At 41.2% G+C, this 20919-nt stretch carries 21 protein-coding genes, 1 other RNA gene and 2 pseudogenes; 15 read left to right on the forward strand and 9 right to left on the reverse strand.

Annotation, left to right across the window (positions count from 1 at the left end; all coding sequences use genetic code 11):
• Positions 1–56: 56 nt before the first annotated feature.
• The gene (locus K5Q73_RS11325) at positions 57–617 is read right to left on the reverse strand and encodes a CBS domain-containing protein (protein WP_220759995.1); all 561 of its coding nucleotides are present in this window, start codon (positions 615–617) and stop codon (positions 57–59) included.
• 310 nt (positions 618–927) lie between these two features.
• On the opposite strand from K5Q73_RS11325, the gene nfsA reads away from it, so the two are divergent.
• From nfsA to K5Q73_RS11345, 4 genes are all read left to right on the forward strand, one after another.
• Entirely contained in the window at positions 928–1650 is a 723-nt protein-coding gene (nfsA, locus tag K5Q73_RS11330; RefSeq protein WP_220759997.1) for an oxygen-insensitive NADPH nitroreductase, read from the forward strand.
• Positions 1651–1849: 199 nt separating this feature from the next.
• On the forward strand, positions 1850–2377 hold the full coding sequence (locus tag K5Q73_RS11335; protein WP_220759999.1) for a YbhB/YbcL family Raf kinase inhibitor-like protein: 528 nt from the start codon (positions 1850–1852) through the stop codon (positions 2375–2377).
• A gap of 64 nt (positions 2378–2441) precedes the next feature.
• A complete protein-coding gene (locus K5Q73_RS11340; RefSeq protein ID WP_220760001.1) occupies positions 2442–3251 on the forward strand; it encodes a helix-turn-helix domain-containing protein in 810 nt (269 codons plus the stop codon).
• Between the two features lie 1138 nt (positions 3252–4389).
• A complete protein-coding gene (locus tag K5Q73_RS11345; protein ID WP_220760003.1) occupies positions 4390–4731 on the forward strand; it encodes a zinc ribbon domain-containing protein YjdM in 342 nt (113 codons plus the stop codon).
• A 287-nt stretch (positions 4732–5018) separates the two neighbouring features.
• On the opposite strand, the gene ssrA is transcribed toward K5Q73_RS11345, so the two are convergent.
• The 3 genes and pseudogenes from ssrA to K5Q73_RS21870 all read right to left on the reverse strand — a co-directional run.
• Positions 5019–5374: a transfer-messenger RNA gene (ssrA, locus tag K5Q73_RS11350) on the reverse strand.
• A 110-nt stretch (positions 5375–5484) separates the two neighbouring features.
• The gene (gene smpB, locus K5Q73_RS11355) at positions 5485–5979 is read right to left on the reverse strand and encodes an SsrA-binding protein SmpB (protein WP_220760005.1); all 495 of its coding nucleotides are present in this window, start codon (positions 5977–5979) and stop codon (positions 5485–5487) included.
• 45 nt (positions 5980–6024) lie between these two features.
• Positions 6025–6081: pseudogene (locus K5Q73_RS21870) on the reverse strand (hypothetical protein); the annotation flags it as partial.
• Between the two features lie 91 nt (positions 6082–6172).
• On the opposite strand from K5Q73_RS21870, the gene K5Q73_RS11360 reads away from it, so the two are divergent.
• Both K5Q73_RS11360 and K5Q73_RS11365 read left to right on the forward strand, forming a co-directional pair.
• The gene (locus K5Q73_RS11360) at positions 6173–6604 is read left to right on the forward strand and encodes an SRPBCC family protein (protein WP_220760007.1); all 432 of its coding nucleotides are present in this window, start codon (positions 6173–6175) and stop codon (positions 6602–6604) included.
• Positions 6601–6933 carry an RnfH family protein gene (locus K5Q73_RS11365; protein ID WP_220760009.1) on the forward strand — a complete coding sequence of 111 codons (333 nt, stop codon included), beginning with the start codon at positions 6601–6603 and terminating at the stop codon, positions 6931–6933. Before K5Q73_RS11360 ends, K5Q73_RS11365 begins: the two co-directional genes overlap by 4 nt.
• Positions 6934–7043: 110 nt before the next feature.
• Here the strand turns inward: K5Q73_RS11365 and K5Q73_RS11370 are convergent, their stop codons facing one another.
• Positions 7044–7538: an outer membrane protein assembly factor BamE gene (locus K5Q73_RS11370; protein ID WP_220760011.1), complete on the reverse strand. Its 495-nt coding sequence runs from the start codon at positions 7536–7538 to the stop codon at positions 7044–7046.
• Between the two features lie 488 nt (positions 7539–8026).
• On the opposite strand from K5Q73_RS11370, the gene K5Q73_RS11375 reads away from it, so the two are divergent.
• The 5 genes from K5Q73_RS11375 to K5Q73_RS11395 all read left to right on the forward strand — a co-directional run bounded on the left by K5Q73_RS11375 (position 8027) and on the right by K5Q73_RS11395 (position 15820).
• On the forward strand, positions 8027–8830 hold the full coding sequence (locus K5Q73_RS11375) for an SAM-dependent methyltransferase (RefSeq protein WP_220760012.1): 804 nt from the start codon (positions 8027–8029) through the stop codon (positions 8828–8830).
• Positions 8831–9010: 180 nt separating this feature from the next.
• The gene (locus K5Q73_RS11380) at positions 9011–9223 is read left to right on the forward strand and encodes a hypothetical protein (protein ID WP_220760014.1); all 213 of its coding nucleotides are present in this window, start codon (positions 9011–9013) and stop codon (positions 9221–9223) included.
• Positions 9207–11012, forward strand: a complete 1806-nt coding sequence (locus K5Q73_RS11385; RefSeq protein ID WP_220760016.1) for a GGDEF domain-containing protein — start codon at positions 9207–9209, stop codon at positions 11010–11012. The genes K5Q73_RS11380 and K5Q73_RS11385 overlap by 17 nt, the downstream gene beginning before the upstream one ends.
• Before the next feature lie 1251 nt (positions 11013–12263).
• Positions 12264–13934, forward strand: coding sequence for a malate synthase A (gene aceB / locus K5Q73_RS11390; protein WP_259650721.1), 1671 nt, complete (start codon positions 12264–12266; stop codon positions 13932–13934).
• Between the two features lie 410 nt (positions 13935–14344).
• On the forward strand, positions 14345–15820 hold the full coding sequence (locus tag K5Q73_RS11395) for an HDOD domain-containing protein (protein WP_220760018.1): 1476 nt from the start codon (positions 14345–14347) through the stop codon (positions 15818–15820).
• Between the two features lie 98 nt (positions 15821–15918).
• Here the strand turns inward: K5Q73_RS11395 and K5Q73_RS21875 are convergent.
• The 4 genes and pseudogenes from K5Q73_RS21875 to K5Q73_RS11415 all read right to left on the reverse strand — a co-directional run.
• Positions 15919–16056 (reverse strand): annotated as a pseudogene (locus K5Q73_RS21875) (nuclear transport factor 2 family protein); the annotation flags it as partial.
• Positions 16057–16095: 39 nt separating this feature from the next.
• A complete protein-coding gene (locus K5Q73_RS11405) occupies positions 16096–16920 on the reverse strand; it encodes a zinc-dependent peptidase (protein WP_220760020.1) in 825 nt (274 codons plus the stop codon).
• A 204-nt stretch (positions 16921–17124) separates the two neighbouring features.
• Positions 17125–17568, reverse strand: a complete 444-nt coding sequence (locus K5Q73_RS11410) for a CopG family transcriptional regulator (RefSeq protein WP_220760022.1) — start codon at positions 17566–17568, stop codon at positions 17125–17127.
• The gene (locus K5Q73_RS11415) at positions 17528–18271 is read right to left on the reverse strand and encodes an AAA family ATPase (protein WP_220760023.1); all 744 of its coding nucleotides are present in this window, start codon (positions 18269–18271) and stop codon (positions 17528–17530) included. The genes K5Q73_RS11410 and K5Q73_RS11415 overlap by 41 nt, the downstream gene beginning before the upstream one ends.
• A gap of 576 nt (positions 18272–18847) precedes the next feature.
• On the opposite strand from K5Q73_RS11415, the gene K5Q73_RS11420 reads away from it, so the two are divergent.
• The 4 genes from K5Q73_RS11420 to K5Q73_RS11435 all read left to right on the forward strand — a co-directional run bounded on the left by K5Q73_RS11420 (position 18848) and on the right by K5Q73_RS11435 (position 20877).
• A complete protein-coding gene (locus K5Q73_RS11420) occupies positions 18848–19072 on the forward strand; it encodes a DUF3820 family protein (RefSeq protein ID WP_108944029.1) in 225 nt (74 codons plus the stop codon).
• Between the two features lie 197 nt (positions 19073–19269).
• Complete coding sequence (locus K5Q73_RS11425; protein ID WP_012154550.1) at positions 19270–19572, forward strand: hypothetical protein; 303 nt, start codon at positions 19270–19272, stop codon at positions 19570–19572.
• A gap of 176 nt (positions 19573–19748) precedes the next feature.
• Positions 19749–20249: a GNAT family N-acetyltransferase gene (locus K5Q73_RS11430; RefSeq protein WP_220760025.1), complete on the forward strand. Its 501-nt coding sequence runs from the start codon at positions 19749–19751 to the stop codon at positions 20247–20249.
• Positions 20250–20331: 82 nt separating this feature from the next.
• Positions 20332–20877, forward strand: a complete 546-nt coding sequence (locus K5Q73_RS11435) for a GNAT family N-acetyltransferase (protein ID WP_220760027.1) — start codon at positions 20332–20334, stop codon at positions 20875–20877.
• Positions 20878–20919 lie beyond the last annotated feature (42 nt).

Genomic DNA, 20919 nt, shown 5'->3' on the forward strand with positions numbered 1-20919 from the left:
TATTATAAACACTCAAGTGCCAAATTCATCTCGACGCTTAAAGTCGCAAACTAAGGTTACCTTGTAGCCTTGAAAATCTGTATAAATGAAGGTGGCTTTTGAATATCAATTGGGATATTAAGTTTCCTTGCTACATCATTGGCAGCAATTAATCCTCTAATATGGTGCAGTTCATGATCGATGACTAACATGTGATGCAAGCCATTCTCTTGCAGTGCCCGTACTATATCGCTGACATTGGCGGTCGAAACTTGATGATAGTCTAACGCCATCAGTTCATTTTTTGGCACCATGAGTTCGGTGACCTGAATATCGTTGATATGAGCTGAGTTTTTAGCGGCAAGCTTCATCATTTTACTGTGGGATAATTCGTACTGGGTAATGATGCCTAGAAAACGATTATTTTTGTCTACAACCAGTCGCATAAAAGCGTGAGTTTTTTCCATGATTTCAGCTGTATCGACAGCACTTGCTGATGAGTCGATAACCATTGGCTGAGAGTGGTCAAAATCAGTGAAAATAGAAAGGGCTGGCGAGTCCAAATTTGCTGAGTATTCTTTACGTGACCACATTAAATGGTCAATTGAGGCTGTGCTAAATAGTTCTAAATTTCTCATCAGTATGCTCCATGACAATTTATGGCTGACGGAGATGGCAAAATGTGATCTCTGCACCATATGTTTATTAACCTATTCCTGTAGTAGCAACAGGTCAATAAAGATGAATCACATTTAATTTTAGTTAACTATCTGATGCAATTGTTGATATTTTGCTATTTTGTTTCGTTTTTCTTTGATTCAATAAGGGAATATAAGCTGGGGGAAGTGGCTTTTACAGTTGAAAACAAGCTTATTTTTAATGCTTTAGCTTGCGACTAGCATGAAGGAAAAGTAGGCTGTTATTTAAAATCTTCAAAGTGACTTAATCATGAATCACACTATAGAAACCATGTTACAGCATCGCTCGATTAGGCACTTTACAGAGCAAAAGATCGAAGCTGAAAAGTTAGCACTCATCCTACGCTGTGCCAATGCCGCTTCTAGCTCCAGTTTCATACAGTGCAGCAGCATTATCAGGGTGACGTTACCAAGTGTCAGAGCCAAGTTAGCTGAACTTGCAGGTGGGCAAGCCTATGTTGAATCAGCTGCGGAGTTTTTGGTTTTTTGCGCCGACTATAAGCGTCATCAACAAATATACTCTGATGCTCAGCTTGGTTTTACAGAGCAAACATTAATTGGTGCAGTCGATACCGGTTTAATGGGGCAAAATGCCATGTTAGCCGCGGAATCTATGGGGCTGGGTGGCGTGTATATTGGTGGGATCCGCAATGACCCTGAGCAAGTCACAGAGCTCCTTGCTTTACCTAAGCATGTATTACCTTTATTTGGTATGTGCCTTGGCTACCCAGCCAAAATACCACAGCCAAAACCACGCTTGCCCTTGAGTATAGTGGTCCATCAAGAGCGTTATCAGAGCTTAGATAAGGCAGAGCTTGAGAATTATGATCAGCATATAAGAGCCTATTACGGCAGTAGAAGTAGTAATAACAAGCAGACTTCTTGGTCTGATCAAATTAGGGCGACTCTGAATAAGGAGTCGAGACCTTTTATGCAAGCCTATTTAAACGGTCAAGGCTTTAGCACTAAGTGAGTCGTTTGCTAGGGTGAAAATATGCCGTGTTGAACAGGACTTTAGTTAGGACCTTATGCGCGTATTTTTACCCGTCAATTTTCTACAGAAACTCTCACATTCTGGTAATGAGCACTCTATTATGACTATTTGTGTTAATTATTGTTCAGGGGTTTGTCTAAACTAGCTAGATACTCACCATGTAATCTAGGACAATAAAATGAAACGTCTTGCTTTATCTATCGGCTTAATTGCTTTTTCGGCTCATAGCTATGCCTTAGAATTAACAAGTTCAGATATCAGCGAAGGTCAGCTGATGTCATCTAAGTTTGAATACAAGGGCATGGGTTGCGATGGTGGTAATCTTTCACCTCAACTTAGCTGGAGTGACGCACCGAAAGGCACTAAGAGTTTTGCTATTACAGCATTTGATCCCGATGCGCCAACAGGTAGTGGTTGGTGGCACTGGACGCTACTCAATATTCCTGTTACGACCACATCGTTAGAGCAAGGCGCATCAGGCAAGCTTAAAATCGGTCATGAAACCAGAACAGATTACGGCAAGCCTGGTTATGGCGGTGTTTGCCCACCAGAAGGTGATGGCATGCATCGTTATCAATTCACTATCTGGGCGCTGCCAGAGGCTAACATTGAATTGCCTACAGATATTTCCCCTGCGGTAGTGGGTTTCACGTTGAATAAAATGGCAATAGATAAAGCTGTATTAACAGCAACTTATGTACGTTAACCGTATACTGTGTAGTAGAAGTCTTTTGTAGTAAATAGTTGTGCCATTGAGGGAGAGAGTAAGAGTGACACCATTGGTGAAGATTGAACGTTTCTATGGGCAAAAGTCGCAGCCTTTACGTAATGTACCTGTGTATACACCAAGTATTATAGCGGTTACATCTGGCGTGAAGGCCCTGCTTTGGCAGGGAGAAACCCTAGCATTCGATCCTAACTATTGGCTGCTTGCCTCTTCCGCTCAAGAGCTCACCTTTGTTAATGAGCCTTATCAGAATAAATTTCAGTCAATTCAGTTGTCATTTTTATCGCGCCCCTCTGAATGGGTTTTAAAGCAGCGGGTTAACACAGACACAAATCATTTAACGGCTTTGAGTTCACCGAGACTTAGGGCTACTGATAGCCTTAATTTTGCGTTTTCACAGCTTATCGCGATGTCAGGGCAAGATTTAAGTTCAGCTGTGCAGCAGTGTTACTTAGATGCTTTCTACTTACAGCTTAAGGAGCTAGGAGCACTATCTAGCTTATTTGAAGGAGACTTGCTTTCTCTAAGAGAAAAGGTGAGCCGTTACTTGTCAGCCGAACCTGCCGCTAACCATACGATTGATAATACCTGTAGTCATTTTGCCATGAGCCAAGCTACCTTTATGCGTCACCTAAGCAAAGAAGGGACCTCATTTCGAGTGATCTTGGCTGAAGTTAGAATGCTATGTGCAATAGGCGTGATGCAATCGATTTCGGCTCGAAATGGCGTACCACTGTCACAACTAGAGTTAGCAATACGTTGTGGGTATCAATCTGAAGCACGTTTTAGTCAACGTTTTAAAACACAGTTTGGGATCTCATTAAAGCAATATATGAAGACAATCAGTGAGTAAGGCCTTCTTTGAAAAGTAGTTTAAATAATGGTGTAAATCGGGGCGACAATTACCATGCTTTCAGCGAAAAATATTAAACAGCTAGCTTAGTAGTGGCCTCAATATAGACTATAATTAACAATGAAAAGCGTATTTTAGACAATGACTATTGCGTAAGTAAGTAGTAAGTCGGCTAACCAAACATTTTGGTTTGTGTGTTTGTAAGTGTGAAGTTAGCTATTGTGAGTAAGTAAAAGGTCATGGCTCTAAGAGCAGCAACCGTGTTAGTTTCTGGGCTTATAGCGCGGTCAACGAGGGAAACAGCATAACCCTGTGTGACAGTATAGCTACCCCGACGCGCTTTTCACTCATTCTTAAGGCTCGCTAATTAGCGAGCTTTTTTGTGTCCAACCTCCAGCAAAGCTTTTTATATCAGCTGTTTGCCACAAAGCGTGAATTCTCAGTAGCCAGAACCTAATTTCAATATCCAAGTCTTAATAGCCTGTCTCAGTAGCTCTGTCTCAACATCAGTATTAATAGCTTAGTATTAATAGTCCTGTCTCAACAACTCGGTCACAAAGTCTCAGTCTCATTTATCGACATCCAATCGTCTTAACCCTGAATGGTGTTAAGCTTGAATGAGCAAGGAGCTAGCTGGGTTGTTGTTGCAGCGCTTTACAGAGCCAATATAGTCACAACTCGAATAGGCTCTTTACTAACGGCTATTATAAGGAAGATTGCAAAGTCTTGATCTCTCATCTTAGCTCAATGAGTGATGAGTCTTCAGTGTCGGAAAATGAGTTTAAGCATCGCGTCTATAACTTAAGCACCGAGTCTAGAGCTTGAGTCTGAACCTAGAGCTAAAAGTAAGATGTTTGCGATAGTCATGGGCCATTAATGGCTGGTGAAATTGAGAGCTTAGTAACACTTATTACTCGTTTATGGGCAAAAGCTGAGTTTTTCGAGGTGGAAATGATAACTTGATCATATCTGGCTCGTGGCAAATAGAGGCGTGCTCACAGGATGGCGGTTTGAACCTAGCTGGTATTCAAAATTTTGATTATAATATGTCTTTGAAATGCGAGTCGTATTGATGCTCACTTTTACAAGTGGCGTATTAAGTATGGCTCAGTAGATTACTTATTAAAGAGAAAATACCATGAGCGCAATGCCACCATGCCCAAAATGTGAGTCTGAATATGTTTACGAAGACGGCTCAAACCTAGTTTGCCCAGAATGTGCTCATGAATGGAACCCGAACGAAGTTATCGTTGATCCAGATGCAATCATCTTAAAAGATGCTGTAGGCAACCTATTGGCTGAAGAAGACAAGGTTACGCTAATCAAAGACCTTAAAGTTAAAGGTTCATCGCTAATTCTGAAAGTAGGTACTAAAGCGGTTATTAAGCGTTTTGTCGATGCGGACCACGATATTGACTGTAAAGTAGATGGTCACGGCCAGATGATGCTTAAGTCTAAGTTTGTAAGAAAGCAAAGCTAATCGCTTTGAAATATAAGCTGCTTTGATATGAAAAGACCTGCCAAGTGCAGGTTTTTTTGTAGCTGAAATTGATAGTAGGCTATAGCAGTACCTAGAACGCCTTAGCATGCATACTTAAGTGCCATATTTTAAAGTCTTAGTGTTCTGTTAAAACTTTATGTTCATCAGTGGCTTACTTGGTTTTCTGTTGTATGGTTTTAAGGTGAGTAAACAGCAGATACAAAAAAGCCGCTAAATCCGTCTGGTAGGGATTTAGCGGCCTTTGAAGGTTACTGCTAACCTAGTATTGGTGGAGGCGGCGGGGCTCGAACCCGCGTCCAAAAAGCCTACATCCAAGGCGCTACATGCTTAGTCTCTCTTTTGGTTAACCAAGTACACTCCGAAAGACAGGATTGCAATTGGCGAGTTCAGTACTATTTCGCGGTTCACCCCTGAACGTGGTTCCCTCGCTATCAAATGTAAAGGTGACCATCTTATTACTCTGCCCATTTGAGAAACGTGAGCAAGATGGCTAGCTAGCCTAAGCTGCTAGAGCGTAGTTATCGTCGTTTGCAACTATAACTGTGCGGCTTTTTACGAGGCCAACCGCCCCTCGGCATGCTCCCAGGGTTTCGAGAATCTTGTCGAATCCAGAATCGCCCCCAAGTACAATGTGATTGTAACGCGACCTTTCTTGTTTTACCAAGCATAAAAATTGCATTTACAACCGATTGTTCGTTATACGTACGTTATTGACCACATACGTTGCTGAAATTACTGTTGAACGGCCTTTTTCATAGTTCGAGACTTTTCAATTTGCCATTCACGGTCTTTGGTATCTTCACGTTTGTCGTGATCTTTCTTACCTTTACCTAAACCAATTTCGATTTTAACCCAAGCACCTTTCTGCCAATACATGGAAATAGGTACGATTGAGTAACCTTTACGTTCAACTAAACCTTCAAGCTTATCAAGCTCTTTTCGTTTAAGTAGTAGTTTACGCGAGCGCAGCGGATCACATACTACATGGGAAGATGCAGTATTAAGTGGCGCGATGGTGCAACCAAAAAGATAAGCTTCGCCTTCTCTTAGAAACACATAGCTCTCAGACAAGTTTACCTTGCCCATGCGAATAGACTTCACTTCCCATCCCATAAGGGATAAGCCTGCTTCTAGCTTCTCTTCAAACTTATAGTCGAAAGTTGCGCGCTTATTGCGTGCAATGGAAGCTGAACTGTTCTTTGAATTTTTTGCGTTTTTCTTAGCCATAGGCAGTCATTATACCCGCGCCAAACAAATATGGAATTGGGCAAATCAATTTATTACAGATTTTATCACTTTGCTGAGTGAGTTTGTCTGCTTTTTAGCCGCTCAATACGCTGGGGCTGTATCAAAGATGCGTTTTTTTGTGTTCATGTTAAAATCTACACTTCGAATTTAATTACTGAGTACCAATCGTCAGATGCCGCAAATTTCCCGCAGTGTATTAGTTCGCTTCAGCGCGATGCAGATGTATGAGCTAGTCAACGATGTTGAGTCTTATAAAGAGTTCTTGCCCGGTTGTGTGGGTGGCAAAGTGCTAGAGTTTGATGGAAAAACTATGGTGGCCTCGGTTGATGTTGCAAAAGCAGGGATTAGTAAGACCTTTACTACCCGTAATCAGGTCGTTCCAGGTAAAAGTATTCAGTTGCAGCTAGAGAACGGTCCTTTTAAAGAGCTGGTCGGTGAGTGGAAGTTTACAGAGTTAACTGAAGATGCCTGTAAGGTTGAGTTTGAATTGAGTTTTGAATTTTCAAATTCGATTGCCGATTTAGCCTTCGGTAAAGTATTTAAAGAGCTGATGGCTTCAATGGTCACGGCATTTACTAGTCGTGCAAAGGTGATATATCAATGAGTACTGAGCAAGCTTCATTTCTGGTTGAAGTTATCTATGCGCTGCCTAATCAGCAAAAGCTGATTAAAGTGAATGTTACGCCAGGAACCACATGTATTGAGGCGGTCAAGTTAAGTGACATGCAGCTTTACTTTCCTGAGATTGACTTAGAAACGGCAAAGCTCGGAATTTTTAGTCGCTTAGTTAAACATGATGAAGTGTTACTACCGGGTCAAAGAGTCGAGATTTATCGCCCCTTAATTGCCGACCCTAAAGATGTGCGCCGCAAGCGGGCTGAAAAAGCCAAAGAAGATGGCAGGATCAATAAGATTACTGGCGGTAAGCTGTAATCCTAGCAATCTGTAAGATTTATTAAAGTGTATAAAAAATGGCGAGTTTCCAATAGGAACTCGCCATTTATCTAAGCTTAATCAGTTGAACAATCGCTTGTATTCAAAAGTTATTCAAACTTTTCAGAAAGTGTCTCTGGTTGGGTTTCTTGCTCTTCTACCAAAGGTTCAGCTTGAGGGCGTTGCTCTGGGATCAGTGGCTCACCTTCTGGCGTATTGATCTCTGGTAACTTGCTCTCTTCCAATGGCGTATTAAATTCGGTGCTTAAATCGTAATCACCTTTTACTTCTGCAAGTTTATCGCCATTGAAGTTAATAATAAGCTCTTTATGTATGATGCTCGCGTCACGACCACTCTTATAGTGGTAGACATAATACCAGGTATCATCAGAGAAGCTGTCACGTAGTACCGGACGACCAAGCACGTATTCAACCTGCTCTTTAGTCATATCTATGCGCAATTTTTCGACTTGTTGTTTTTCCATATAGTTACCCTGAGGGATATCAGGCTTATAGATCAAATAGTCAAAAACACCACAGCCACTTAGTGATAACGAGAGCGCAGCAGCGCCCAAAAGGGTAAGACTTTTCTTTTTAATTGTCATTGAATGCGCTACTTCATAAAAATCTGTCGGTCATAATACCCAAGCGATCCCCCTTATGACAAGGGCTATTGCGCTAAGGCGTGCTTCGAATGTAATTCTTTAGTTGATTACAGGTTTTAACATTAAAGCCTAATTAGTCAATATATGGAGTAGTAAAAGGCTAATAAGTTCATTCTCTATGGTTATTTAACTGATTAACGGCTTAGTTTTATCTTTTAATTTTAGATAAGACGACTTTGTAATTCAGCTCAACTAATTCACTTTATCTCACTGATATGAAAGCTGTAACTGAAATCAAGTCATGCTGCTTAGAGAAAGAAGACCCACCAGTCTAATTCTGGTTTAAGTTACTAAAATGTTGTGTTAACTTAACATTGTTTTCTCATCAAGTTTAAGCCTTTAAATTTAAGCCTTTAAAAATGGAAAGCAGGCGTGATAAACATTGAGTTAGAGCGAGATTAAAACTTACATAGATAGGCATAGAGTAGATGACAACAGAAAAAGGAACTTTGGTTTGTGTCGGCACAGGGCTCAATTTAGCCGGACAAATTAGCGTATTGAGTAAAAGCTACATAGAGCATGCCGACGTGGTGTTTTCTCTGGTACCGGATGGATTTGCCCAGCATTGGCTGGAGTCACTTAATCAAGATGTGCGCAGTCTGCAACCCTATTATGCGCAAGACGGCGAAGTTAAAAATCGCCGCGATACCTATGATCAGATGGTGGGTGCTATTTTGGATCAAGTGCGCCTAGGCAAGCAAGTTGTCTGCGCGCTTTATGGTCATCCAGGGGTATTTGCTTGTGTTTCTCACTTTGCGATTGCTCAGGCAAGAGAAGAGGGCTATAGCGCACAAATGGAGCCGGGTATTTCTGCCGAGGCCTGTTTATGGGCCGACGTAGGTATAGATCCTGGCGCTTCAGGCCATCAAAGCTTCGAAGCCAGCCAGTTTATGTTCTATAAGCACACACCTGACCCAACCACCCATCTTTTGCTGTGGCAAATAGGCATTGCCGGCGAGCACACTCTGACCGAATTTCATACGTCATCAGACAGGTTACAGGTGTTAGTTGATCAACTTAGTGAGTGGTACCCGCTTGAACATGAAGTAGTGCTCTATGAGGCGCCAAATTTGCCGACTCAATCTCCGAGAATAGAGAAAATAGCCTTGAAGCAACTGCCGTTTGCACTGCTTTCATCTATTACTACCTTGCTCATTCCGCCTTCACGGGAGCTTGAGTTTAACCATGAGGTTTTGGCTAAACTTGGGATCACCGCTGAAGAGCTAGGTTAATGAGCTCGCCGTTATGAGATTGAAATTAAGAGCTGTAGTGTTGAGCCTGAAGCAATCTAGCGTTTTAAAAGGTAAAGCCAGCCGTTAGATGGTTAGCAGTTAAACAAAAGTAACCAAAATAAGATGTAAAAAGCAAAACAAACCAAACCAAAGATGTTCATTTAATTTAAGGGAATAAAAATGTCAAAGTTTAATCAATTTTTCGAGAAGTTAGGTTCTGATGCCAAATTGTTAGAGGAGTATAAGCAAGATCCTCAAGGAGTGATGCAGGCTCACGGTCTAAGTGATGAAGAAATCCAGACGGTGATGTCGGGCGATGATAACAAGCTTAAATCATTGTCGGGTGGTAAGAGCGTTAAAGGATTTATGGTTGTGCATGCCAATAAGAAGTAAAACGATAATGCGCTGGGTTGCCATCGTGGGGCTCTTTTTTTGTTTAGCATTTCCTCTTGTGGGAAATGCTAACGAAAAATCATTTGATGAAACTTTAAATGAGCTTGATAAGGCAAGTAGTTCTTCCCAGTTAGAGGCCGAAGTCATTATTGAGTCTTTGTTAACTTCCTGGGCTGAGCTTTCTAACGAGCAACAAGCTCGATTAAAAATATATATAGCGATAAGAAAAATCTATGGCGGGGATTATCAAGCTTCGATACAGCTATTAAGAGAAGCAGAGAGATTAAAACCAAGTACTGAAATACTTAACAAAATTTATCAATATTTATCTACAAGCTATATCGGTTTGAAGGACTATCCCGCAGCGCTTGATTTAATGACGGAAAATTTAGAGCGTATTGATAAAATAACTGATATCGATATTAAGGTGGGCTCATATGTGCGCTTGGCAAACCTCGCGTTAGAGTTGGATGCCTATCAAGATCTACGTGAATATGCGTTACAAGCCATGAGACTTAGTCTAGACCATGATAATAGACAGCATTGCTTCGCTTTGCTGTATGTCGCTGTTGCAGACTTAAAGCAGCAACAATATCAAAGTGCAGAGAGTGGTTTTCAACGTAGCCAGACTTTTTGTGAAGCAAATCAATTGCCTCTGATTGGTTTGATGTCCCAAAAAGGTTTGGGATTAATTACTATTAAGAATGAGAATTATCAGTCGGCTAAAGATTTGTTAGAGCCTGTGTTAATAGGCTATCAAAAATTTAATTTTCAAAGTGAAATCAATCATGTTCATGCACTACTAACTCAAGTTTACTTTGGTTTAGCTGATTATTTACGAGCGGAAGAGTTTGCCAATAAGGTGATGGTTTTAAGTGATGAGTCCAGTCATATTGAATATAAAGCTATTGCGGCGAAAGTGCTGTCGCAGCGATACTTTGAGTCAAAGCAGTACAAACTTGCTTATGATTATTTAAAGTCGCATCAGCAATACAGTAATTTAATCCTCGACGACACTAAAGCTAAAGCGAATGCTTATCTGATGGCCAAGTTTAAACATCAAGAGCAGGCGCGTGAGATCACTTTGCTCAATCAAGAGCGGCAGTTAGTAGAGACTCAGAAAGAACTAGACCAATCTGCCCGTACCAATAATGTCATGATTATGACCATGTTGGCTGGCAGTGTGATTTTCTTATCGTTATTTTTGCTCTACAGCCATAGACAGAAATTACGTTACCGTAGGTTGGCATTAACAGATAGATTAACCAGTGTTTATAATCGCGGGGCTGGGCAAGATTTTGCCGAGAATGAGTTCATACAGGTCAGTATGCGTAAAGCTGACTACTCAGTGATAGTGTTTGATTTAGATCTATTTAAAAATATTAATGATAGTTTCGGCCATGCAACTGGCGACTGGACGTTAAAACATGTGGTGTCGGTGATCAGGCCGCTTATTCGCGATAGCGATATTTTCACTCGAATGGGAGGTGAAGAGTTTGCATTATTCTTACCTTATTCTAGCGAGCAGACCGCAGTTAAAATAGCCGAACGCTGTAAGCTGGCGATAGCCGCAATCGATACTAAGTATTCTGGCCATGTGTTTCACATTACTGCAAGCTTTGGCGTATCGTGTAGCACTCGTGAGGATCTAAGTTTAGATCCGTTATTAAAACGCGCAGATATTGCGCTCTACGCATCGAAACACTCGGGCCGTAATAGAGTGACGCTATACAACTCTGAGCTACAGCGTCCGACAGATGAGACTCAGCGGTCACTCGTTTTTAATTAGACAAAAGTTCAAATTATTTAGTGTATTAGCGGGCTTAACTTGGGCTAGAGCTAACTATTTTCTAATCATTGGCGTTTGTAAGTCAACCTATTAAGGCTGCTTATCAACCCAAGTCTTAACAGCATTATAGATGGTTTGAGCTTTGCTTATGCACAAGCTTTTAATTTTCCCATCCTTCTAATACTGATTGTTATTAAACTCTTAACTCCACTCTTAGTTCCATTCCTAACTCGGATTTGATGAACTATTGAAGCATTAAGTGCTTTTGTTTAGCTCTTCTTCATTGCTTCTAGGTTGTTGAACTGAGTCATTGTGTTTACTCACATCTACGAAAAAAGAGGCTTAGGTTACATTCACTTCGCAGACATCGGCTAGTGATGCCAATCAGTATAAAGATTTAGTCGTCATTCTGGAGCGTTTTGGGCTGGGCACTTCTACGTTGAACAACTTCAAAAGCAAGTAACCGTTCTTTCTGTTATTCGCCACGGATTAGTTTGCCAAAAACTGCTCTGGGTTGATCAACTTGCATGGATAATAACCCCAGCTGATATTTCAAATACGCCCTGTTGTAACGCCTTTTTCGTCTAAAAATAAACTTTTTTACGGTTTAACCAATATTTTTTCTTATGTTGGTCAATATTTATCGTTAAGGATCTTATCAAAAGGTTGTACTTACAGGTTTACGTTGTCGTAAACGTAAGATTAAAACGCTTGTTTGAAGCTGGGCTTTGGTATCTTGAGTCTAAGTGTCTGTTTTAATGTGTTTTTAAGGCTTGTCGCTAGCGAGAGTCATAAACATTGCACCAGATTTATATCGTACCAGGTTCACCTTTTCGCTGGAAATATATGTTAACAGTATGAAATATAATAACGAACTAATTCTCAGGTGGTTTTATATGGTCAATTTGTCTTACAAGTTAAAACTCAAAAATAATACATTCATTGGTAGGGTTTTAATTTTATTATTTATCAGTGGCTTGTTCGGTTATTTGTTCATGGTTAGGTATGGGTTTAGCTCATTTTAGACATTTGGGAATGGAGGAGATCGACTTGGCGTATGCTTGCAACCGAAACTTTTAATCAGTAGGTTTTGTTGTAAATCAACATATGCTTACTTAGCAATCTTACCGCTAATTAAGTCATAAGTTTGAATATTCAAGTTAAGCACGACTATATGAAAAGCATGCTAGGGAACTTGATTAATTAAGCGCTGACGGCCTAAAGCAAGCAATGCTAGGTGTCATCAAGGATATGAGCAAAGTTTTGGGAGATAAAATGATGACAGAGCAATTAACAGCGCTAGCGACTTTTGACTCACAAGTATCAACATCGGATCAAGAATTACGGATTAAGGGCCACGCAGTTGTTGGTCAGGAGCAGGTATTAACTGAAGGTACACTGTGTTTGTTAAAGGCATTGTGTAAGCAGTTTGCGCCAGAGGTGCCAGATTTACTTGCTAAGAGGCAGGCAAAGCAAAAGCGCATTGATTTAGGTGAGTTGCCTGACTTTTTGGAGCAGACCAAAGAGATCCGTCAGCAAAATTGGCAGATCCGAGGCATTCCTCAAGACTTGCAAGATAGACGCGTGGAGATCACCGGACCTGTCGAGCGCAAGATGGTGATCAATGCACTTAATGCCAATGCAAAAGTATTTATGGCAGATTTTGAGGATTCACTGGCGCCAAGCTGGCAGAAGGTAGTGCAAGGTCAAATCAATTTGCGCGACGCGGTGAATGGTGACATTAGCTATACGACGCCTGAAACAGGCAAGCATTATTCATTAAATGACAACCCCGCGGTGCTTATTTGTCGAGTCCGTGGGCTACATATGCAAGAGCAGCATGTGCAGTTTGCTGGAGAGGCTATTCCAGCCAGTCTGTTCGATTTTTGCGTCTATTTCTATAATAACTACCGTAAGTTATTGAGTAAGGGCAGTGGTCCGTATTTTTATATTCCTAAGCTGGAAAGCCACCTAGAGGCGAAATGGTGGGCCAGAGTCTTTGCCTTTGTTGAGGCGCGTTTCTGTTTACAGCCTGGCACCATTAAGTGTACCTGCTTAATTGAAACCCTGCCTGCGGTCTTTGAGATGGATGAGATCTTGTATGAGCTGCGCTCTAACATTGTTGCACTTAATTGTGGGCGTTGGGATTATATATTTAGCTACATTAAAACCCTAAATAACCATAGCGACAGAGTGCTGCCTGATAGGACATCACTCACCATGGACAAGCCTTTTTTAAGTGCTTATTCACGTTTGTTGATTAAAACCTGCCACAAACGCGGCGCGTTAGCTATGGGCGGAATGGCGGCCTTTATCCCTGCAAAAGATACAGAACTCAATCAACAAGTGTTAGAAAAGGTTAAGCAGGATAAGCAACTCGAAGCGCGAAATGGCCATGATGGCACCTGGGTGGCGCATCCTGGACTCGCCAATACTGCGATGGCCATTTTTAATGAATACATAGGTGAAGATCATATTAATCAACGACACATTACCCGTGATGTTGATGCCCCTATTCATGCTAGAGAGTTACTTGAACCAGCAAGGGGTGAGTGTACAGAAGCGGGTATGCGTCTCAATATCCGCATTGCACTGCAATACATAGAATCATGGATTAACGGCAATGGTTGCGTTCCTATCTATGGCTTAATGGAAGATGCGGCTACGGCTGAAATATCTCGTACTTCAATCTGGCAGTGGATTAAGCATCGCCAGCAACTCACCTCAGGGGTTGTGGTTACTCAGGCGCTGTTTAAAGAGATATTGGTAGAGGAGCTTGCTCAGGTTAAAGATGAAGTTGGGGCCGATCGTTTTACCCATGGCTGTTTTACTCAGGCGGCAGTCTTGCTAGAGCAGATCACCACATCAGACGAGTTAGTCGACTTCTTAACTGAGCCGGGTTATCAACTGCTGGTTGAGTAATACCAGTAACATATCGAGCATATTTGTTATAAAACTTCTTTTGAAAAAGTTTGGCTACATCTTGTAGCTTGTGTCCCCCGCACAGTATTCCTACGTGCTGTGCGGGTTTTTAATTTCGCTGCTCATCTTTCCAGTGAGTGGCTTGGTTGTGATTGGCGACTCTTCGGAGTCGTTTTTTTTTGAAAACCAATAGAGTTTGGTGCAGGTATTGAGTGTTAACGAACTGTAATGGCTTTATTGTTAGCTATTAACGTATAGAATGTAGTTATAGATTGCTCACTTATGTTTGAGTACTTATCTTAGTGATAAGTGCCATAATGAGCATGGTGTATTTTTAGGCAAGAGAACAGAGCATGACATAAGTAGCATGCATAGCCTGATGTGGAAAACCATCATAAGATGAGAGTGACTTGAAAGTAAGTAATATAGAAAATAGTCGATATAAGGGCGTTGAATACTGGACTAATCGCATCAGTGACCAAGAGATGCCAGCTCTTTGCTCTACAGTGAAAACCCTCGAAAAGCTTGCAAAGGACGACGTCTCCTCTTTATCTATCTTAGGTAAAAGTGTCATGCATGATAATGCATTGACCTCTAGGATCTTGCGAGTGGCAAATAGCGTGACCTACAGTAAAGGCGTTAGCCAGGTCACTACGGTAAGCCGTGCTGCTGTGGTACTAGGTTTTGATACAATTAAGAATATTTGTATTACAGCTAAATTACTTAGTAGTTTGCTTGAAGCGGAAGGACTCTCTGAAGGGGTTTACCACAGAATGCTCAAGCTGATGGCTCAAGCTTTTCAAGCTGCAATGCTAACAAAAATGTTACTCAAGGACTACGACGAAGAATTACAAGAGGAGGTGTTTATTGCCTCTTTGCTGTATCACTTAGGAGAAAGTGCTTTTTGGAGTACAGGCTGCACCGAAACCATAGTGCTTGATAATAAACTCAATCAATGTGATTCGTCGCAAGATATGAATCACATTGTTCGCGAGCTGCTTGGTACCACGTTTGAACAGTTATCCTTAGGGCTTGCAAGGAGCTGGGGACTCGGTCATTTGCTGATAAAATCATTAAGCCAACCAGATCTGCGTACCCCTGAGATCCGCAGTATTTTTCTCGCTAATAAACTCAGCGAGATATTGTGTCAGCAAACTCCTAACATGGCGGAATTGTCGAAACGGCTACAGCAGACAGCTACTATGTTAGGGCTTGAAGTTGACGAGCTAAAAGGGCGGATCATTCGCTGCCATAAAGCGACTAAAACTATGGCTGATGCTTATGGTGCCAGAATATTAGTTGAGCATTTACCTGAGCCTAAATACCTTCAAGAGCAAACTGAGGAGAGTCAGCCAGCCCCTATTATTTATGTTAGCGATGCTAATCGTCAGTTGCAGTGTTTGCGACAGCTCACTCAATGCGCATTAAATAAACAAGATTTCAATCAGGTTCTTTCCATTACATTAAATGGGATCTTAACCGGTGTTGGAGTAGACCGCTGCTGCGTGTTGTTAATGGCTCCAAATCGAAAGTCATTGCAGCCTCGTATTGTTCACGGTGAGGATGTTGAGCAAATGAAAGCGTCGTTTAAGATTTCATTGAACAGTACTAAAAGTGTATTTCAAGATTGTATTTCACTGAAGCATGCTCTGTTTATTGATAACCCTGGCTCATCTAAATGGCGATTATTTATGGACGATGACATTAGAGCCATCACCTCTGCCACTGGCTTTATGCTTGCGCCACTTATTGTGGATCAAACCGCAATTGGTGTGGTGTACGCCGATAGGGCTAGTTCAGGAAGGCGTTTATCCCAAGATGATTTTACTAGCTTTAGTCATTTGGTTGATATGGCAAATGTCTGTTTTACTACCTCAACGAAATAACGGGCTAACTGATTAACTCGTTAAATTGCTAAAGCACTTTTAAATTTTAGGCATTGGCCAGCTTCAACCCTTGTCACACCATGAGTGAGTTCGTTAGGGGCAGTGATTATCTGCTGGGTAATTGCTATAGCGTTAGGGATAGGAAAGCTTAAGTGATATTGAGCTATTTTCCAGCCATGTGCGGTTTTGATTAAGGCTTTAGAGGCACTTAGATTGAAGATATCTATCCATGTCATTATATAGGCGCTTTACTGACACCAATACTTGTTTAAAGGTTAGTGCCAATTCACAGGATCGAGTTGATAAAAGGAGCTCAACTCTTGATATAGCGCTGGGTGTAAGGCAACAAAGTCATGGGGTTGTTCGAAAAATACTTCACTCACAACGGCAAAAAATTCCGCAGGGTTAGTTGCACCATAGTAGCTAAAAAGTGAATGCTCGCCGTATTGACTTGCCCTTACTAAAGCCTGGTATTCCCGCATTAATACTTCAGACCAAGAAGCGTAATCTTTGCTATGTTGCAGAATGGGAGCTCCATTTGCATTGCCATCTTCTTGATCTAATTGGTGGGCAAACTCATGGATGACCACATTGCTACCGTCATCAGGTACCGCCGCGTCGTGTTTAGTTGTTTGCCAAGACAATATTACACGGCCATGTTGCCATGATTCACCCGATAGAACTCTTCGCTGATCAGACACAACTCCTGCACCGTGATGCTGCTGGTTTTCGACAATAAACACCGATGGATAAATCAGGATCTCTTTTAACCTAGGATAAAAATCGGTTGTTCTATTGAGTAATAACAAACAGGCTTGCGCGGCTACGGTGACACGAATGTCATCATTAATTCTCAAACCATCGCAGCCGACAAAGCGCTTTTCAGCGATAAAAACTTGTATATGTTTCTTAAGTTGTAGCTGTAAATCGGCGGGTAATGTCCTGAAGAAAGGAATACGACGTTTTAAGATCTCTCGCCATTCATGAGGGAAGGGTTGCTGGCTAATTAATTTGCGTCTATAGCGAGCACGCCATGACGCACTAGCAATCCATGCGATGGCGCTGATACTGAACAGTAGGATAAGAAAGATCGCTAACATAGTGCGCCTTTTATTTTTGTAATGAGTTAACTTTGATATGCGGATCTTAAGTGCAAAATTCAACCATTACCGTTTATCTATTGGCTACAAAGTTTTTGTTACTTATGGAAATGGACTTGTAAAAAGGTAAAAAAATGCTGGCAGTGCAATAATTCTAAATTGTCGGTTTACTGCCAGCTAAGGGAGGGGGAGGGAGGTTTATACTTATTCAACTATGATACTTTTTTCTTTTAGCTTTCTTTGCTCGGGGCTTAAATTAAAGTGATGCTCAATCAAAAAGCGAATAAGCTTTGATTTTGCTACATCGCAGTCATCGGCTAATGTGGCTAAGTGAGCAATCGCTGATTCAGTTAAGGTGAAGGTCGCCTTTCTGACTGGGCAATTACCTTTTTTCACGGTTAAAACTGTTTCGCTTTGTTGGCTGTTAAGTAAATGACTTCTATATTCAGGCTGAAAGCGAGCTTTCTGACTTTCTAAGTCAATGACTTTATGTTTGTTAGACGCGAGTACTTCTTGCCCTGAAGCATAACGGCTCGCATCGTTAATGAAGTCATCAATTAGATCATCGAGTGCCAGCTGGCTTGTTTGGATCTGCCTATGAGTTGAACTAGACGGCGTAGAGTTTTTCTTGAGATCTGCCAGACCCATAATTACCTCTCATCTTGTTCATCTGTTTTTCAGCAAGGCGATTGCGAATTTCAGTGGCATTATTTACCTGTAGCATTTCACAGGCAATGCCTCTTATTTCTCCTGCAGCTTTTCCTTTAGGCTCAATCTCGAGTACCGACAGACCAGACTCTTCGCTGTCATCGTAAATATTTCGGCTATAGGTAATCGCGTCTAACACATTGATGTCATATGTCTTACATACTTCTTTAGCTTCAAAAATACGGTTGGCCTGGTTAGGTAGGCTAGGGCATTGGGTAATAACAAATGTGGCACGCATTTTGGGGTTTATCATCATACAAGTAGCGACGATATCATCCATATGGCTGACTGTTTTTAAATCTCGGCGCTTAGGGCGAAGAGGCATAAGTACGTGTGAAGCGACTGACATTGTTGCACGTAATGCTAGGTTATCTTGGCCACCACAATCGACGATTACATAGTCATAGTGTTGTTCTAAACTAAGGAGATCATTACGGATTTTCCCGTAAAGTTGTACACAATTAATGCTGGGTAAATCTGAATTATTATTGCGAGCATGGATCCAATCTGAGGTCGTACGTTGGGGGTCGCAATCAACCATAATTACTGAGGCTTGGCATTCTGCTGTTAGAAATACAGCGATATTTTGGGCTAGGCAACTTTTACCACTACCACCTTTTTCGCCACCGACGAGTATGATCATATTGTTTTCCTCTTGTACGCGGTGAATTTATCTTTCTTATTATATGAATGGAGGTAAGTAACAGTTTGCGTACTTATGACATTGGATTTGTTAATAACGGAATCCATATTTATCCTGCTGTTACTGTAAGGTTAATTTAGGTCGATACTTATCATCCGTCAACAGTATGATTTTTGACGTTTTTATTGCTTTTGACTACCGCCATGTATTTGACGGTTAGAGTTGCAAGGATGTTTTGTTGACGCCGAGTTGAGATTGTTGTGTTCGCTGGTTATTTGTTTGTTTAATTAGGTGTTTAGCTTTGTCGTGTTTATAAATAATCGTTTTCACTGCATAAATATTGTTTTGGTTTGCAGTTGTTATAGCTTGTTAGCATGTTTATTTATTCCAATGGGATATAATTGATAACCTTAATATTTATAATTGATATATATGGTTTTACATCTGAGCAGATAATTATTGTGTCACAGCGGTAGTCTGCGCGAGTTAAAGTGCAGTATTTCTATGAGAACTTGATAGAATGCGGCACTAGAACTGTTGATGAGTTAAACATCTTAATAATGAGGTTAGTTTGTGATGGATGAAAAACTTCTACTTGAAGCCATTACTCAGAAGATGCCATTTGGTAAATATGCAGGCAGACGTTTACTTGAACTGCCTGAACCCTACTTAGTTTGGTTCCACTCAAAAGGCTTCCCGGAAGGAAAGTTGGGCCAGCAACTAGCGTTAATGTATGAGGTTAAGTTAAATGGTCTTGAAGGAATGTTGCAGCCAATATTAGATGAGGCAAAGCGTTCTTAACTGGCTCATTAATCTATTTGAGCAATAAATCTACTGTAATTAATAAAGTTCCGTGATAGAGATTAAAATACTTGGTTATGAGAGTTGGATCTAATTGTTGGAGATCCGAGGCTTATACTTGTGACTAATTAGAGATTTATCACCTATTGCATGCTTTAATACTTGTGAATTGATAACTTATTTAAAGGAAACTTCCGATGATAGCTAAATTAGTGAAATTGGCTGCAGCTGCAACTCTAGCACTCGGTATCTCAAGCGCATGGGCACAAGGTGTTATGCATGAAGGTACAGTCATGGATACCATGAATGGCGGCGGTTATACCTACGTTCAGATCAAAGAAGCTGACAAGACTTTTTGGGCTGCTGGTCCACAAATTGAAGTTAAGAAAGGCGACACTGTTGTTGTTCAAGAGCAGATGTGGATGAACGATTTCAGCAGCAAAACTCTAAATCGTACTTTCGATGAGCTGTTATTCGTTGGTCGTATCGACAAGAAGTAATTGTCACTTTATGCCTTAAGCAGAACTGCTTGGCTTTTAAGAGTGAACTTTCGCAAAGAGTGTTAAATGGCGTAGACTGAGTCTACGCCATTTTCTTTTGTGTAGCACTGCTGCAAAATCTAGCTAAAGCCTTATCCATCGTAATTCTCAATCGCCTAAGTAAGTGAATAATACCAATGCTTAAACTGATCCCATACCAAAAGAGTTATGCAGCAGAAGTCGCTACATTGGCGCACATTGCTATCTGTGACGTAAGTGATGGCGTTTATAGCGAGGAAGAAAAGTCGGCTTGGTCTTTTGCGCCAAGATCTGCATATCACTGGCATAAGAGGCTATCTAAATCTCAAACTTGGTTAATGGTGTATGACAAGCATGTAGAGGCTGAAAAAGCTGTTTGCTGCGGCTTTATCAATCTTGAGACTCAATTTAACAGTCGTGGCTATATCGATAGTTTATATGTGCATCCAGACTATCAGCGGCGCGGTATTGCAAAGCAGTTATATGCAGCGTTAGAGCAATGGGCCAGCCTGCAAAAGATTGATGAGCTATCTGTCGATGCTTCAAAAGTGTCGAAGCCGCTCTTCGAGTCTGTGGGGTTTAAAGTTAGACACCGTAGCTATCAAGAGAAACGAGGTGTGGTCATAATGGGTTATTACATGCTTAAGGAATTGATTTAGGAGTGCGTAATTAACTTTGCCTTAGTTCGTCAGTCTTGCAAGTAGCGAGTCAATTTATTACCGAATTAAAAGGATTTATCCAATGAAACCCCCAGTAATCAGCGTCAGACCATTTGCGGTTAAGGATGTCACAGAGCTCGCTCAGGTATTTCACTTGAGTATCAATCAAGGTGCCGCTTCTCATTATAGTGAGATGCAACGAAAAGTTTGGTCACCAAACTTGCGTAGCGATGAGGTTTGGCTTGAGCGTTTATCTGGGACGTTAACTTGGGTCGCTGAAACAAGCTGCGGTATTATCGGTTTTATTAACCTCAAGAAACCTAGCGATGTTGATTGCGATAGCGATATCGCACAGGCAATTGCAGGCTCTTTGGCGGAAGCTGAGGTTGATTGCTTGTTTACTCATCCTGAATTTGTGGGGATGGGAGTCGCGAAGGCTTTATATGCTGAGCTGGAAAACAAGGCACTAACACTCGGGATTAAGCTGTTAACGGTGCAGGCCTCATATTTAGCTAAGCCAGTGTTTGAGCGGTTTGGCTTTGAAACTATTACCCAAAACAGCCACAACAAAGGCGATCAAGTGTTGGTGAACTTCAGCATGATTAAGCAATTATACCAATTGCATTAATAATCTGTTCATTCAGTGGGAATTCAAAGCACTGAAGGCAAG

The organism is Shewanella sp. MBTL60-112-B2, from assembly GCF_019655055.1.
In the GTDB taxonomy this organism is placed as follows: Bacteria; Pseudomonadota; Gammaproteobacteria; order Enterobacterales; family Shewanellaceae; genus Shewanella.

Coding starts and splice junctions, on each gene's coding strand:
- aceB (WP_259650721.1), top strand. CDS start 12,264: ATGAGCAAAGTTTTGGGAGATAAAATGATGACAGAGCAATTAACAGCG.
- K5Q73_RS11325 (WP_220759995.1), bottom strand. CDS start 617: ATGAGAAATTTAGAACTATTTAGCACAGCCTCAATTGACCATTTAATG.
- K5Q73_RS11435 (WP_220760027.1), top strand. CDS start 20,332: ATGAAACCCCCAGTAATCAGCGTCAGACCATTTGCGGTTAAGGATGTC.
- K5Q73_RS11345 (WP_220760003.1), top strand. CDS start 4,390: ATGAGCGCAATGCCACCATGCCCAAAATGTGAGTCTGAATATGTTTAC.
- K5Q73_RS11385 (WP_220760016.1), top strand. CDS start 9,207: ATGCCAATAAGAAGTAAAACGATAATGCGCTGGGTTGCCATCGTGGGG.
- K5Q73_RS11360 (WP_220760007.1), top strand. CDS start 6,173: ATGCCGCAAATTTCCCGCAGTGTATTAGTTCGCTTCAGCGCGATGCAG.
- K5Q73_RS11420 (WP_108944029.1), top strand. CDS start 18,848: ATGGATGAAAAACTTCTACTTGAAGCCATTACTCAGAAGATGCCATTT.
- K5Q73_RS11365 (WP_220760009.1), top strand. CDS start 6,601: ATGAGTACTGAGCAAGCTTCATTTCTGGTTGAAGTTATCTATGCGCTG.
- K5Q73_RS11425 (WP_012154550.1), top strand. CDS start 19,270: ATGATAGCTAAATTAGTGAAATTGGCTGCAGCTGCAACTCTAGCACTC.
- K5Q73_RS11430 (WP_220760025.1), top strand. CDS start 19,749: ATGCTTAAACTGATCCCATACCAAAAGAGTTATGCAGCAGAAGTCGCT.
- nfsA (WP_220759997.1), top strand. CDS start 928: ATGAATCACACTATAGAAACCATGTTACAGCATCGCTCGATTAGGCAC.
- K5Q73_RS11410 (WP_220760022.1), bottom strand. CDS start 17,568: ATGGGTCTGGCAGATCTCAAGAAAAACTCTACGCCGTCTAGTTCAACT.
- K5Q73_RS11370 (WP_220760011.1), bottom strand. CDS start 7,538: ATGACAATTAAAAAGAAAAGTCTTACCCTTTTGGGCGCTGCTGCGCTC.
- K5Q73_RS11380 (WP_220760014.1), top strand. CDS start 9,011: ATGTCAAAGTTTAATCAATTTTTCGAGAAGTTAGGTTCTGATGCCAAA.
- K5Q73_RS11415 (WP_220760023.1), bottom strand. CDS start 18,271: ATGATCATACTCGTCGGTGGCGAAAAAGGTGGTAGTGGTAAAAGTTGC.
- smpB (WP_220760005.1), bottom strand. CDS start 5,979: ATGGCTAAGAAAAACGCAAAAAATTCAAAGAACAGTTCAGCTTCCATT.
- K5Q73_RS11335 (WP_220759999.1), top strand. CDS start 1,850: ATGAAACGTCTTGCTTTATCTATCGGCTTAATTGCTTTTTCGGCTCAT.
- K5Q73_RS11405 (WP_220760020.1), bottom strand. CDS start 16,920: ATGTTAGCGATCTTTCTTATCCTACTGTTCAGTATCAGCGCCATCGCA.
- K5Q73_RS11375 (WP_220760012.1), top strand. CDS start 8,027: ATGACAACAGAAAAAGGAACTTTGGTTTGTGTCGGCACAGGGCTCAAT.